Annotated in this window: 9 protein-coding genes; 6 read left to right on the top strand and 3 right to left on the bottom strand. The window is 59.8% G+C overall.

What is annotated here, in order from left to right:
* Positions 1-48 precede the first annotated feature (48 nt).
* The 3 genes from NW806_RS06445 (at position 49) to NW806_RS06435 (ending at position 4,858) form a co-directional block, all read left to right on the top strand.
* Positions 49-450, top strand: coding sequence for a cupin domain-containing protein (locus tag NW806_RS06445; RefSeq protein ID WP_414410455.1), 402 nt, complete (start codon positions 49-51; stop codon positions 448-450).
* 119 nt (positions 451-569) lie between these two features.
* Complete coding sequence (locus NW806_RS06440; RefSeq protein WP_414410454.1) at positions 570-2,504, top strand: cellulose biosynthesis cyclic di-GMP-binding regulatory protein BcsB; 1,935 nt, start codon at positions 570-572, stop codon at positions 2,502-2,504.
* 59 nt (positions 2,505-2,563) lie between these two features.
* Positions 2,564-4,858, top strand: a complete 2,295-nt coding sequence (locus NW806_RS06435; RefSeq protein ID WP_414410453.1) for a glycosyltransferase — start codon at positions 2,564-2,566, stop codon at positions 4,856-4,858.
* Between the two features lie 57 nt (positions 4,859-4,915).
* Here the strand turns inward: NW806_RS06435 and NW806_RS06430 are convergent, their stop codons facing one another.
* The 3 genes from NW806_RS06430 to NW806_RS06420 form a co-directional block, all read right to left on the bottom strand.
* Positions 4,916-5,275, bottom strand: a complete 360-nt coding sequence (locus NW806_RS06430; protein ID WP_414401581.1) for a hypothetical protein — start codon at positions 5,273-5,275, stop codon at positions 4,916-4,918.
* Positions 5,276-5,535: 260 nt separating this feature from the next.
* Positions 5,536-7,263 carry an alkaline phosphatase D family protein gene (locus NW806_RS06425; protein WP_414410452.1) on the bottom strand — a complete coding sequence of 576 codons (1,728 nt, stop codon included), beginning with the start codon at positions 7,261-7,263 and terminating at the stop codon, positions 5,536-5,538.
* A gap of 178 nt (positions 7,264-7,441) precedes the next feature.
* Positions 7,442-8,395: an RluA family pseudouridine synthase gene (locus NW806_RS06420; RefSeq protein ID WP_414410451.1), complete on the bottom strand. Its 954-nt coding sequence runs from the start codon at positions 8,393-8,395 to the stop codon at positions 7,442-7,444.
* A gap of 312 nt (positions 8,396-8,707) precedes the next feature.
* Between NW806_RS06420 and ppsA the strand changes: the two genes are divergently transcribed.
* The 3 genes from ppsA to NW806_RS06405 all read left to right on the top strand — a co-directional run.
* Positions 8,708-11,173 carry a phosphoenolpyruvate synthase gene (gene ppsA / locus NW806_RS06415; protein WP_414410450.1) on the top strand — a complete coding sequence of 822 codons (2,466 nt, stop codon included), beginning with the start codon at positions 8,708-8,710 and terminating at the stop codon, positions 11,171-11,173.
* Positions 11,174-11,242: 69 nt separating this feature from the next.
* Entirely contained in the window at positions 11,243-12,511 is a 1,269-nt protein-coding gene (locus NW806_RS06410) for a dihydrolipoamide acetyltransferase family protein (RefSeq protein WP_414410449.1), read from the top strand.
* A 721-nt stretch (positions 12,512-13,232) separates the two neighbouring features.
* On the top strand, positions 13,233-14,530 hold a 1,298-nt coding region (locus NW806_RS06405), incomplete at its 3' end, for a right-handed parallel beta-helix repeat-containing protein (RefSeq protein ID WP_414410448.1).

The following is a 14,530-nucleotide window of genomic DNA, read 5'->3' as shown; positions in this document are numbered from 1 at the left end:
GCAGGTGAAGATAGGAAGGTCTTTGAACGGGAACAAGGTGTGACCTCAATGCTACAGTCTGCGCGGGACAGGGAGAACGCGGTAATTCCGGCGCTGGAGCTTTTGCCCTGCCAGGCAGAAGTCCGACCCTGGGGAGCCTTCTGGGTCTTGGATGAAGGGCCGATGTATAAGATCAAGCGCATCGAGGTCAAGCCTGGCCATCGCCTCAGCCTGCAGATGCACTACCACCGCAGTGAGCACTGGATTGTGGTGCGGGGTACGGCGCGGGTCACGCGGGGCGAAGAGGTGATGCTACTCAACTCCAACGAGTCCACCTACATCCCCCCCTGTACCAAGCACCGCCTGGAAAACCCTGGCACTACCCCTTTGGTCGTCATCGAGGTGCAGAACGGGGAATATTTGGGAGAGGACGATATTGTACGCTTCGAGGACGACTACGCTCGCACATAGGGTAGGCCCAAGACAAAAGGGCTCTCTTGTGGCCGGCTAATAACTTCTGAAGCCTGGACGGCTGCTCCCACCTTAGAGCTGGGCTTTGTCTGTGCATGTCTAGGGATCCAAACAAAAAGGTGAGCCAGAGGAGAAGACGATGGGCGCTGCTCGTTGCCAGTTTGCTGTGCTGCGTGCCGGTAGAGGCAGGACAAGCAGAGCCTCTTTCGTTCCAAAGGCTAGGCTACGAGCGCTCGGTGCTGCTGCAGGGATCCAACCCGCGCCTCGATGTTACCGTCCCTGCCCCTATCAATGGCGTTGATCCTGAAGCTAGCTTTGTGCAGTTGCGGCTGGAGCCCTCGCCAGTGCTGAAGCCTACTTCCACCGTGCGGGTGCTCATTAACGACGAACTGGCTGGGATCTTTCTGGTGGGAGATTTGCGGCAGGAGCCAGTGGTGCGGGTGCCCATCCCCAGCTTGGCCGCTGGCGAGCGCTTTATCACCCTATCGGTGCAGCCTTTCCTGAGCATCAGCGACGATATTTGCGCCGACTTGAATACCGGCAATTTGCTGCTGACGGTAGGGCGGGATAGTTTCTTTGAGTTGGTGCCCCGCGTTCCGGATACCACAGTGGCCGGCTTTCTGCGTCGGCTGTACCCTCAGCTTACTCTGGTGGTGCCAGCCAACCTCACTCCTGAAGCCGCAGAAGCGGCCCTTTGGCTGTATAGCTTGCTTTCCCACCTCTTTCCCCAGACCCCTATTCTCTGGAGCAGCCGCCCGGTTACAGGAGCTCAAGTTACCCTAGAGCCGGCCAATTTCACCCCCCACTTGCAGCATCAAATTACCCCAGAGGGATCCCGCCTGCGAGTGGCCGCCCGCCGGGAAGCTATTCTTGCTCTCTATGAAGAATGGAAGCGGGTGGGGCTGGTCAGCCGCGGCATCCAGGTGACAAGGGTGGCGGATCTGGAGAGAGCGCTCAGGGCCAACCGCCTCAGCTTCCGTGAGCTGGGGATTGTGGATCCCCTGCTGCGGGGGTTTGGCAGCCAGTCTTTGGTCTTCAACTTCAACCTGTCCCAATTGGGGGGGCGGCCGCGGGATCTGGCGGCGCAACTGGATGTGATCATGAACCCGGTGGATGGCCGAGTGGGAGATCGCCTGACGGGCTACGTGTTCTTGAACGGCGTTCTGCTGCGCACCTACAACCTGACAGGCCGCACCCAGCTCAACGAGACTGTTACTCTGCCCACCCGCCTGCTGCGCCGCTTTAATCAACTGGAGCTCCGCTTTGACTACGGGGCCAGCCCAGGCAATTGTCGAGGATCCCTGACACCGCTAACAGTCCAGGTGCGCTCGGATAGCTCTGGCCTTCTCTGGAGTGGCTACCAAGCTCCCACTGGGGAGCTGCAAGAGATTCCAGCAGTGCTGCGGGGATCGGGCCAAGTGTGGCTGGGGGATCCGCAGTTGCTGCCGGCTGCTGCCTATTTGGTTGGGGCCCTGAGCCGGCTGGCCGCCCGACCGCTTTTGCCCGCCGTGAAGTTTCTGCCCAAAGAGGGAGGCAAACTGGAGAGCGGGAACTTCGCTTGGCAAATCCTGGTAGCCGCCCCGGAGCAGGTGGAGCTGAATAGCCCCATTCGGCTGGGATCCCAGTTTGAGATCCTCAATCCCTTAAACCAGCAGGTGGCCCTGGCTGCTCAACCACAAGAAAACCTTGGCCTGCTGCAGTACTTTTTGGTTCAGGGCAAGCCCACCCTGTGGCTGTCTTGGTGGGGATCCGATCCAGCTTTGGCAGAACGCCTCAGCCGTGGCCTTGCCGATCCGCGCAGTCGCCTAGCCAACCAACTGCAGGGAAATGTGCTCACTGCCTACGCTGCCACCCCCCAGCTCACCCAGGTACAGAGTTGGGATCTCACACCCCAAGGCTATCGGGTGCGCTACCCAGGCCGCTTCAGTTGGCAGCTCCTGTTGTGGCAGTACCGCTACTGGCTGGTGCTGGTGCTGGCTCTCCTGCTGGCAGTAGGGGCCTGGAATATCTACCAACGCTTGGCCCGCCGCCCCGAATCCCCAATCCCCTCGTAGGGGGCTAGTCACGGACTTGCGCTTAAGCCAGACTGAAGCCGAACCCCAACCTAGAGGCCATGCTGCAGTCGATCAAGTCCTGGCTGGTGCAGACAGGCTACCTCACCCGGCAGCAACTGGCAGCAGCCGAGGACTACCGGGAAGCAGTGGGCTGCTCCTTGCCCAGGGCTCTTTGGAGCTTGCGGGCCATGCACCCCTCCAAGTTTGCTCATCTCTGTCGCCAGATTCTGGATCGGCCCAACCTGAGGGACTGGCTGCTCAAGCACCCCTTAGATCTAGAACTGCCTTGGCTAGTTGAGCCAGGGGATCTGCTACCAGTGCGCTTTTTGCCCTGTGGCTGGCTCAACCCGCAAACCGTTGTCGTGGCCACTGAAGAGCCGGGCTACCCCGGCGTTTGGCAGGCCGTGAAACGGCTGTGCCCAGGAGTGAAAAAAATCTGGGAGATCCCAGCCACAGAAAAGCAGATCCTGACAGTTATCCTCGAACGCAAGCTTGCTGCCGAACTGCTGGGCAGTCGTCTCACTCTGGAGCAGTGGCAGCAGGCTTTGGACATCCGCCGCCGCACTGGATCCAACCTGGGGCAAGTGCTGACCCGTCTGAGCTATCTCTCGACTCCCGAGTATCTCAGCATCCTGGCCCATCTGCTGGGCTATCCTTCCGTCTCGGAGCTGATGGGGACAGGGCTGCTTTACCGCGACGAGAGCTTGAGCCGCCAGTTCGAGCCCGAGCTGATGATGCGCCACCTCTTCTACCCCTTGAACTGGACGGATGAGAACACCCTCACCGTGATGGTCAATGACCCCCTGGACTGGGCGGTGGATGAGATGCTCTACAGTTGGCGGCCAGGGTTGCGAATTGAAAAGGTGCTGGGCAGCGAGCGGGATATCACCCAACTCCTCAGCCAAGACCAAGGATCCCGCTTTAGCCAAGAGGCGGTGTACAAGCTCATGGCCCGCCTGCCAGAAGAATCGGCCTCGCGGGTGTTTACCCCCTCCCAAATTGCGGTAGGCTACGGCCTGCTGGTGCTGCTGCTGTGGGGGTTGGCCAGTGCTCCTTGGACGACTCTGACCATTTTGGTGCTGCTGATCAATCTTTTTTACGTCGCTTCGATCCTGTTCAAACTGCTGCTCAGCCTGGTGGGATCCGCCGATCGCTTCCACCAGATCTCCGATGAGGAAGTGGCTGCCCTCGATGACCGCACCTTGCCCATCTACACTATCCTGGTGCCGGTCTACAAAGAGCCAGAAGTCATCCCGATTCTCATCAACTCCCTCTCCAAGCTGGACTACCCCCATGAGCGCTTGGATGTGATCATCTTACTGGAGGAAAACGACCAGGCCACCATCGAAGCCGCTCGGGCCGCCAAGCCCCCCCGCTATGTGCGCCTACTCATCGTGCCGGATAGCAAGCCCAAGACCAAACCCAAAGCCTGCAACTACGGCCTGGCTTTTGCCCGTGGCGAATATCTCACCATCTACGACGCTGAAGACATTCCTGACCCAGATCAACTCAAAAAAGCAGTCATTGCCTTCCGAAAAGGGGATCCCAGCTTGGTCTGCGTCCAGGCTGCTCTCAATTACTTCAACCGCAACGAGAACTTCCTCACCCGCATGTTTACGCTGGAGTATTCCTACTGGTTTGACTACCTCCTGCCAGGCTTGGAAACTCTGAAAATGCCCATCCCCCTGGGAGGCACGAGCAACCATTTCCGCACCGACCGCCTGCGGGAATTGCAGGGATGGGATCCCTTTAACGTTACCGAAGACGCCGATCTAGGCATCCGCGCTAGCCAGCACGGCTACACGGTGGGGGTGATCAACTCCACCACCTACGAAGAGGCCAATTGCGCCCTCAAAAACTGGATCCGGCAGCGCTCCCGCTGGATCAAGGGCTACATGCAGACTTGGCTAGTCCACAACCGCCACCCCCTGCGCTCGTTGCGCAAACTGGGCCTTAAAAACTGGCTGGCCTACCAACTTTTCATCGGGGGCAGCTTCTTGACCTTCCTCACCAGCCCCATTATGTGGCTGCTCTTTTTCTACTGGCTGCTCACCCGTGCTCATTGGCTGCAAAACCTTTTCCCGAGTTGGCTGATCTACCTAGGCTTGTTCAACCTCCTGGTAGGAAATGCCATCGGGATCTACTTGAACTTGGTGGCTGTCTTCCGACGCGGCTACTACGATCTGGCCTTCTATGCCCTGCTCAACCCCATCTACTGGCAGCTCCACTCCATCGCAGCCTATATGGCCCTGTGGCAGCTTTTTACCAAGCCCTTCTACTGGGAGAAGACCGTCCATGGCATAAGCAAGTTTACCCACGCCAAAGTGCAAGAAGCCACCCAAAAAGCAGGCTAGGCTGCTGACTTGGCTTTCCAAGCCGTGGGGGCGAAGTTAAGGACAGCCGGCGCCCCTTTAGAAGCTGTAGTCCGAATCTACAATCACAGCGCAACCACGCGGGTGGAGACAGCTAGCCATAATCACCTTAACGGCAAAGTTTCCCTCGTAGGGTGCTTGCACAATGGGGAAATCGTCCAGGAGTTCGTCTGTAGCCACCACTTGACCACTGGCATCGTAAAGCACCAGATCCACATCGAAGCAATCCCGATCACACTGCGCCCAGATGTTTTCACCTTGGTAGAAGTAGCCTGTAACTACTGTCGATTGTCCATGAAAAAGCCATAAACTACGGCTCTGAGCCCAGGCGGCAGCACCCCCGACAACCGCGGCTGCCCCTATCAGGCTTGCCATCAACCAGCCCCGCACCGAAGCCATAGGAATGCCCTCCTTACTGAAGAACGGAGAAAGAATGGATTTGGCTACAGGGATCCACCTCAACACCCACACTCTAGCAGCCAACTCTGTTTCTCCCGAATGATCCAGATCACGTTAAGGATCCCATGTTGAAAATCGCAAAAAAGAGTTACAAAAAAGGGATCCCGACCAGAGCGGGAATCCCTTGATTTCGATCAGAGTAGGGTGGATAAAATCTGCCTAAAGCCCTCTATTTTTCCAGGCCGGAGCTGTCTAGCTCCTCACTGGGGCAGAATCAGTTCTCCGCGGCGTCCCAGGGGATCGGTCAGAACACTGCCGGTGGGGCCTTTGATTTGAATGGTGCAGCGGCTGCCGGACACTTCGATGACGTTGTAGTTAGGCACTGCCAGCTCCAAGAAGCGCAGGTTGCCCGTTGTTACGCCAGGGGTCCCGCTCACCTCTGGATTGGCAGGGTTCACAGGGGCCAGAAAGCCATTCACAATCCGGTAGTAGAGGCGGCTGGCGTTGGGGATCCCTAGGCGATTCCCTTCTTCATCGATGCTTAAAGCGGTAACACTCCGTCCGGTGGGGCCAGTCCATACTTCCCAAATGGGGTTGCTGCTGCCGGGGTTGACCTGGCCGATGAAACCGGCGTGGTTGTTGCCGGTTAGGAACACCACGTTGCGGATGTTGTTCTGCTCGATAAAGTCGATCACCTCCTGCCGCTCCAGCCAATAGCCCTCCCACATGTCGTTGGAGCGGAAATAGGTCACTGTGATGGGAAACTCGCTGACGATGAACTTGTAGGTGGCAGTGGAGTTGCGCAGGCCGTTGAACAGCCACTGCTTCTGCGGCTCTCCCAAGAGGGTGCGCGGCGTGCGGCGCAGCAGGTTAAACAGGGCTTGCTCGGATCCCGGCGGGCCAAAGAAAAGGGTCTCCTGCTCGGGCGTGAGGCGGATGCCGGCCAGCTCCAAAAAGCGCTGACGAGTCAGGCCGGGGGGCAAGATGGGCAGGATGGGGGTCACGGCAGCCAAGTCGCGGTACTGGCGCAGGTCGAGGATGAAGACTTCGGCATTGGCCCCGTAGCGGAAGCTGCGAAACAGCCGATCCCGGCTATCCACCCCCGGCACATCCGTCAAATTCGGGTTCATGGGGCTGTATTCAAAAAAGGCTTGGTAGCCTAACACTCTAAGATCTTCCACATCGCGGGTTTGCCCGGTGGCGTCGTTGAGCTGGACGGCGCGACCGCCGCGGGCCTTCTGGCCGCTGTAGTTGTCAATCACCTCGTGGTCGTCCCAGTTGTAAACAAAAGCCGTGCGGCTAAACAACTGGGCAAACTCCGGCCCGGCATATTTGGGATCCCGCTGATCCCGATAGAGGCTGCGGTAAAACTCAAGCGTTGGTATCGGATCCAGACCCAGCCAGAAGCGATCCGCGTAAACGGTGTCGCCGTTGAAGGCGATGAAATCGATGTCGCCGCGGTTGACCTCTGCCAGCAGGGCCGCCCCGATGGGAAAAGGAGGCTCGTTGGCGCAGCTAATGTGCAAGAAACGAATGGGCCGCCCATCGCCTGGAGCTGGCAGGGTGCGGAACTGGCCCACGGGGCTGGTAAACCCCTCGCTAACAAAACGGTAGAAATAGCGCTGCGCCGGTCTTAGGCCGGTGACGACGGTGCGGACAATGTAGTCGCCTGGCTCGGTGCGGTAGTTGCGACCGGCCACGCGGCGGGCAGTGAGGGAAACCTGCTGCAGAATGGGGCTGAACCCAGCATTTTCCGCCACCTGCAGCGTCACCGCCACCGTATCCACGCTGCTAGCCGGCACCACCCGCGTCGAGAGCACTGCCCCTTCGGGGGTGGGATCCCCGGCAAACACCCCCTGGGGAAATCCCGGCTCCCCCAGCGGCGGGATAGAAGAACTGGAGGTGCCCCCACAGGCGGCCAGGGCAGCTGCCCCACCCCCAAACATCAACAACTGCAGGAAAAAACGACGGGAGCTCAGGGAACTCATACGGCTAACCTCAGCGACGCCGGCAAATGTAAAGGGATCCGCAACAATGGCTAGTTGCCTTTAGTCAAGCACTTTTGCCCCCGAACGGAGGTTGTGGATTGGTGAAAGCTGGGTTAGCCTCTGTTTAAGAACGCCGAGCTCCGTGCCCTAGCTTTTTGCAATCCTGCTTGCCTCTCCCTTAGCCAACCTGGCTGCGCAACTGCCGCAGCAGCCGCTCAAACTCCTCTGGCAAGGGAGCGGTAAACTGCAGTGGCTGGCCAGTGCGTGGGTGAACAAAGGAGAGCTTCCAGGCGTGGAGAGCTTGGCCGCTTAGCTTGACGGGGCTGGTTTTGCTCCGGGTGTAGAGGGGATCCCCAACAATGGGCAGGTGCAGGTGGGCGGCATGCACCCGAATCTGATGGGTGCGACCGGTCTCCAGCTCAAACTGCATTAGGGTGTAGTTGCCCAGGCGCTCCAGCACCTGCCAGTGGGTTACCGCTGCTCGCCCTTGGCCGGGGGGCAGGACGGCCATCTTCTGCCGATCCACCGGGTGCCTCCCAATGGGGGCAGAGATAGTGCCTTGGCTCTGGGCAGGACGCCCGAACACCACTCCCAGGTAGATGCGCCGGGCAGTTTTGGCTTGAATTTGGGCCTGCAGGTGCTGGTGAGCCTGATCGTGTTTGGCAATCACCAGGGCGCCGGTGGTGTCTTTGTCCAGGCGATGGACAATCCCCGGACGCAGTTCGCCGTTGATCCCCGAAAGGTGAGAACAATGGGCCAGCAGCGCATGCACCAGGGTGCCGCTGGCATGTCCAGGAGCCGGGTGCACCACCAGGCCGCGCGGCTTGTTGATGACAAGCAGATCCTCATCTTCATAGAGGATATCTAAGGGGATCCGCTCCGGCTGCAAGGGGGTGGGGGTGGCCGGCGGGATCCGCACCTCGATCTGATCCCCCGCTTGCAGGGGGCGATCCTTATCCAGGCAGGGCTGACCATTGAGCCAAACCTGGCCCTGGCGGATGAGCTGCTGCAGGCGCGAGCGCGACAGCTCCGGCAGTTGTTCTGCCAACCCGCGATCCAGCCGCAAGCCCTGCTGTTTTTCCGTCACTCTTACCTGGCGAATTGCTGCCACCGGATCCCTGAGGCCTTCCATTTGCCCTGTTTCCGCAAACTGCTGCTTTGAAAACATTGTGGCAGAGCGGTTACTTTTGCATTAGGTAAAAAAGGTCGAAGATTTGTGTCAGCTTTCTCAGCAGGATCTTGGCAGGATTGGCTTTGTGTCATCTCCTTCTCAGGTTTCTCTAGGGGGCTGTGCCGGGATTTTAACCAGAGAAAAACCCTCAGTACAGTGGGGGTATAGCTCCTTAAAGCCGAGCCAGATTCTGGCTGGGGAAAGTTTCTTGCTACACGCAAGTGTTGCAGCACTTATTGCACAGTTGGTCCGCTGGGTACAAGGAGGCAAGGCATGTTGGATGGAGCAGCGCTGGGGTCCCAGCTTCAGCAACCCCCTCAACGCCAGCTTGGCTCAGAGCCGCCCTTGGTTTTGTCTCTCACAGAGGTGGGCCTACGGGATATTGCTCAGGTAGGCGGGAAAAACGCCTCCTTGGGAGAAATGCTGCAGCAGCTAGCCCCTAAAGGGATCCGCGTGCCCCTGGGGTTTGCCACCACGGCCCATGCCTATCGCCAGTTCATCGCCGCTGCCGGCCTCGAGGAGAAGCTGCGGGAGATCTTCAAAGACCTCGATATCGAGGATGTGCGGAACCTGCGCGAGCGGGGCAAGGCCGCCCGCACCTTGATTTTGCAGACGCCTTTCCCCCCAGAGCTGGAGCAGGCCATTGCCAAGGCCTACCAGGAGCTGTGCGAGCGCTACGGCCCCGATACCGATGTGGCGGTGCGCTCCAGCGCCACCGCCGAAGACCTGCCGGATGCCAGCTTTGCCGGCCAGCAGGAGACCTACCTCAACGTGCACGGGATCAAGGCGGTGCTGCAGGCCTGCCACCGCTGCTTTGCCAGCCTGTTTACCGACCGGGCCATCTCCTACCGCCAGATCAAGGGCTTCGACCACTTCCAGGTGGCCCTCTCGGTGGGGGTGCAGAAGATGGTGCGCTCGGACTTGGCCTGCTCGGGGGTGATGTTCTCCATCGACCCAGAAACCGGCTTCAAAGATGCGGTGCTGATCACCGCGGCCTATGGCCTGGGGGAAAACGTGGTGCAAGGGATCGTCAACCCCGACGAGTACGTGGTCTTCAAGCCCACCCTCCAGCAGGGGCGGCGGCCCATCCTCTCCCGCAAGCTGGGCAGCAAGGCCCTGAAGCTGGTCTACGACGAGGAGGGATCCCGTTCCACCAAAAACGTACCCGTCCCCGAAAGCCTACGCCGGCAATATGCCCTCAAGGACGACGAGATCCTGGAGTTAGCTCGCTGGGCCTGCCTTATCGAAGAGCACTACTCGGCACTGCGGGGCCGCTTCACCCCCATGGACATCGAGTGGGCCAAAGATGGGATCACGGGCGAGCTGTTCATCGTCCAGGCCCGCCCCGAGACGGTGCAGTCCCAAAAAGCCGCCAACCGCCTCAAGACCTATCGCTTGACGCAGCCGCAGGCGCGCCCAGAACCCCTGGTGCGGGGACGAGCAGTGGGGGAGGCCATTGGCCAGGGCACAGCTCGGGTCATTTTGGATGTGCGCCGCTTGGATCAGTTCCAAGCGGGCGAGGTGCTGGTGACGGAGAAAACAGATCCCGACTGGGAGCCGATCATGAAAAAGGCCAGCGCCATTGTCACCAACCAAGGGGGGCGCACCTGCCATGCGGCCATCATCGCCCGCGAGCTGGGGATCCCGGCCATTGTTGGCTGCGGCAACGCCACGCAGGTGCTCCGCTCCGGCGAGCCTATCACCATCTCCTGCGCCGAAGGGGAGGAAGGGCGCGTCTATCCTGGCTTGCTGTCCTATGAAGTTACAGAGATCCCCCTCGAGGAGCTGCCCCGCCCCCGCACCCAACTGATGATGAACGTGGGCAACCCGGAAAAAGCCTTTGGCCTCAGCGAGATCCCTTGCGATGGCGTAGGTCTGGCGCGGCTGGAGTTCATCATCGCCAACCACATCCAGGTGCACCCTCTAGCGTTGGTTCACTACGAGGAGGCGGTCAAGGAGGAGCCGCGCCTGGCAGAGCTCACCGCCCAGTATTCTGACAAGCCGGAGTACTTTGTGGACAAGCTGGCCCAGGGGGTGGCCACCATCGCCGCTGCCTTCTACCCCAAGCCGGTGATCGTGCGGCTGTCGGACTTCAAGAGCAACGAATATGCTCACCTGCTGGGCGGAGCCCGCTACGAGCCCCACGAGGAAAACCCGATGATTGGCTGGCGGGGGGCCTCCCGCTACACCGATCCCCGCTATCGCGACGGCTTTGCCCTTGAGTGCCGGGCCATGAAACGGGTGCGGGACGAGATGGGCCTGACCAACGTCATCTTGATGATTCCCTTCTGCCGCACCCCCGAAGAAGGGCACAAGGTGCTGGAGGAGATGGCCCGCCACGGCCTGGTGCGAGGGGAAAACGGCCTGCAGGTGTACGTCATGTGCGAGCTCCCCAGCAACGTCATCCTGGCCGACGAGTTCTGCCAGATCTTCGACGGCTTTTCCATCGGCTCCAACGACCTCACCCAGCTCACCCTGGGGTTGGATCGCGACTCCGCCCTGGTGGCCCATCTTTTTGACGAGCGCCACGAAGCGGTCAAGCGGATGATCGCCCGGGTAATCCAGACCGTGAAAAGCCACGGGCGCAAGATTGGCATCTGTGGCCAGGCCCCCAGCGACTACCCTGACTTTGCCCGCTTCCTAGTGCAGCAGGGGATCGACTCCATTAGCCTCAACCCGGATTCCCTGCTGAAAACTCTGTTGGTGGTGGCTGAGGCGGAAGGCGATGGTACCCAATAGGCTCAGGGGGCTGCGCTGGGATCGCGTTGGCTGGGTTACAATCTTCTCTGCTGTGTTGCCATCCCCGCCATGATCCACGAACTCTCCATGCCGGCCCTCAGCTCCACCATGGAAACGGGCAAGATCGTTGCCTGGCTGAAAAACCCCGGCGACCGGGTGGAGAAAGGGGAAAACATCCTGGTGGTGGAGTCGGACAAGGCGGACATGGATGTGGAGTCCTTCCACAGCGGCATTCTGGCCAGCATCCTGGTACCGGCAGGGGAATCGGCGCCGGTGGGCACGCCCATTGCCCTCATTGCCGAAACCGAAGCAGAGGTGGCCGAGGCTCAAGAGAGAGCTAAGGCCCTCTCTAAGGGTGCTGCGCCACTAGCTACGCCTAGTGCAGCCTCTGTCCCCCCAGTGCAACGGCCAGCCTCTGCCCCTGCAGCGATCTCCACCTCCGCACCCCCAACTGGCTCCGACGGGGCTGGATCCCAGCGGATCCTGGCTTCCCCACGGGCAAAGAAACTGGCAGAGAGCTTGGGGGTTGACCTGAGCACTGTGCGCGGCTCTGGCCCAGGGGGCCGCATCGTAGCGGAAGATGTGGAGCGGGCCGCAGCTCAGGCTGCCTCTGCCCCGGCGGCAGCTTTTTCCTCGGCTGCTCCTCCCCCTGTCTCTGCGCCCTTGGGAGAAGTGGTTCCCTTGAGCACCCTGCAGGCGGCGGTGGTGCGCAACATGAACGCCAGCCTGGGTGTGCCAGTGTTCCACGTCGGCTACACCATCACCACTGACAGCTTGGATCAGCTTTACCAACAGGTGAAGCCCAAGGGGGTAACGCTGACGGCCCTTTTGGTCAAAGCTGTGGCCCTCACTCTAGAAAAGCACCCCCTCCTCAATGCCAGCTACACAGAAAACGGGATCCACTACAAAGCGGACATCAACATTGCCGTGGCGGTGGCCATGGAGGATGGGGGCCTAATTACCCCTGTGCTCAAGCAAGCCAACCGCGTTGACCTGTACGAACTCTCACGGCGTTGGAAGGAGCTGGTGGAGCGAGCGCGGCGCAAGCAACTGCAGCCAGAAGAGTACAACAGTGGCACCTTTACCCTCTCCAACCTGGGCATGTTTGGGGTGGATCGCTTCGACGCCATCCTGCCCCCCAACCAAGGGGCTATCTTGGCCATTGGCGCTGCTCGCCCCACCGTGGTGGCTACGCCGGAAAAAGCCATTGCCATTCGCTCCCAAATGCAGGTTAACCTCACCTGCGACCACCGCGTCATTTACGGCGCCCACGCTGCGGCCTTCTTGCAAGATCTAGCCCAGTTGTTGGAGCAAAAGGTGGAATCCCTGACGCTGTAGAACTCAATAAGGGGCAGGCTGAGATCTACTCAAGAGCCCAGGCGTGGATGCCGACGCTAATGTTGTGGGTGCAGAGGACGAGAGCTGAGCAATCTCGGTCAAGCTCCGCCAGAATCCGCTCGCGCTACTCTCGGTACTAAAGCCAAGGGCACTGAGGTTGGCTAGCTCTGGCTCTACCGGTTCTCGCACATCGATGAGTTGCAGTGGGGCAGCCCCAGGATCTCTTAAGCGGGCAGCCAGCTGTTGCGCGCGACCGGGCGAATGAAAGAGGATATGGCTGACCTGTAACTTATCTGGATCCGTTCCTAGGATATACCGGCTCAGCATCTGCTCTGGGCTGCTTGCAAGTGGTCGTGGTTGGCCGACAACGCTAGAACTTCAAATTTCCCTACTGATTGCAGACCCTCTGCCAAGATCCCCTTTAGGAGGCTCTGCTTGAGAAGATTGATCCCAGGGGTCTATCGGGGCTCTGGGTGTCTTCAGTTCTGATAGGCTTGACTAATAGGAACTTGCTAAGGATCTTCCACCGATGGAAGGACTTCGTCCTACAAACGGCCAAGTATCCCAATCTATCTGGCCAGTTCGTTCTCTTTTGCTGACTCTGTTGGCAGGGATCGCTTTCGGCTGTGGAGGAGGCACAGGCAACTCTCCCCCTCTGCCGTCGCCAGGTAGTGGATCTGTCGTCCTGCAAGTGGATCCGGCCAGGGGCCCCTTTACCAAGGTGGCTGATGCCGTTGCAGAAGCGCAGCGGCTGCAAAATGCCACAGCAGGACTAGAGGTGCTGATCCAGATTTTGGGGGCGGGCAAGGAGAGACTGGAGAAGAACCTCGCCCTGGATGGAGGTGACGGCACCAATGGCGGGCGGATTCGGATTACCAGCTCTGCTGCCTACGAGATCCTAGCGGGGTTGTTCGATGTGGTTGTAGCCAGCCAAACTAGCCTGCAAGGGGTAGAGGTCGTGTTGGAAGGTGGAAAGATTCAGGTCAACGGTGGCACCTTTCAGCCGAGCAAGGTCACCCTCAACGACCCTCGCTCCAACATCTTGGTCAATGGCAATGCTGCGGTTCTGGAGGGGGTTCTGGGCCAGCTGGCTCAGATCTTTTGCCGGCAATTTTCGGATCCTTGTGTGCAGATCTCTGGCAATGGCCGGGTCGCGAGCATCTCATCCACCGTCAGCAAAGCTGGTGGTGTGGGTATAGGCACTGTGCCAGGTAGTAACCCTACCATTGAAAACAGCACAATCCTCCTGCAGGCTGTGCGGGCTTTGGCTGTTCGCTATAGCGACAACTCTGGCGGGGTTTTCCGTAACAACCAGATTGAAGGGGATCCAGCCACTGCTGCAACTGCTGCGCCAGTGCAGGCTCGGCAAGCAGCTACCGACGGCACAACTGGGATCCAGCTGGATGGAGCGGGGTCGGCACCGGCCATCCAATTTAATAGGATCGGTGTTGGCAGAATAGCTGGCAGTGTTGGTATCCGCATTTTGCAAGGAAGCCAAGCTCGTACTATTTCCGACAATACGTTCATAACCCGCGGTGAAGGCATAGGGGCAGGGATTCAAGTGGTAGCTGGCACTCCGGAGACAGTAGTTGCTGCCTACTTGGCCAACAACCGCTTCCAGGGGAACTTTGCTGAAAGGATCAGCGTTGGCCCTGTGCCCACGCCCACTCCAGAACTGACACCCACACCTACCCCAGGACTGATACCCACGCCTACGCCGGAACCGACACCTAGGCTGACTCCAACGCCCATCCCAGCGCCAACACCCAGGCCAACTCCAAGGCCCACCCCAACTCCGGCGCCCACGCCCACTCCAGAACTGATACCCACGCCTACGCCGGAACCGACACCTAGGCTGACTCCAACGCCCATCCCAGAGCCAATACCCAGGCCAACGCCAACGCCCACGCCGGCACCAACGCCCACGCAGACGCTAACGCCTACTCCTGCTGGCCCGCGGATTACGATCCCGGGCTTGCCGGCAGGGGCCACGGTGACCATTCGACAAGCGGATGGTAC

It is taken from the genome of Synechococcus sp. W65.1 (assembly GCF_047461615.1).
GTDB lineage: Bacteria > Cyanobacteriota > Cyanobacteriia > Thermostichales > Thermostichaceae > Thermostichus.
This window is presented reverse-complemented; position numbering and strand designations above follow the sequence as displayed.

Coding starts and splice junctions, on each gene's coding strand:
- NW806_RS06445 (WP_414410455.1), top strand. CDS start 49: ATGCTACAGTCTGCGCGGGACAGGGAGAACGCGGTAATTCCGGCGCTG.
- NW806_RS06435 (WP_414410453.1), top strand. CDS start 2,564: ATGCTGCAGTCGATCAAGTCCTGGCTGGTGCAGACAGGCTACCTCACC.
- NW806_RS06430 (WP_414401581.1), bottom strand. CDS start 5,275: ATGGCTTCGGTGCGGGGCTGGTTGATGGCAAGCCTGATAGGGGCAGCC.
- NW806_RS06425 (WP_414410452.1), bottom strand. CDS start 7,263: ATGAGTTCCCTGAGCTCCCGTCGTTTTTTCCTGCAGTTGTTGATGTTT.
- NW806_RS06420 (WP_414410451.1), bottom strand. CDS start 8,395: ATGGAAGGCCTCAGGGATCCGGTGGCAGCAATTCGCCAGGTAAGAGTG.
- ppsA (WP_414410450.1), top strand. CDS start 8,708: ATGTTGGATGGAGCAGCGCTGGGGTCCCAGCTTCAGCAACCCCCTCAA.
- NW806_RS06410 (WP_414410449.1), top strand. CDS start 11,243: ATGATCCACGAACTCTCCATGCCGGCCCTCAGCTCCACCATGGAAACG.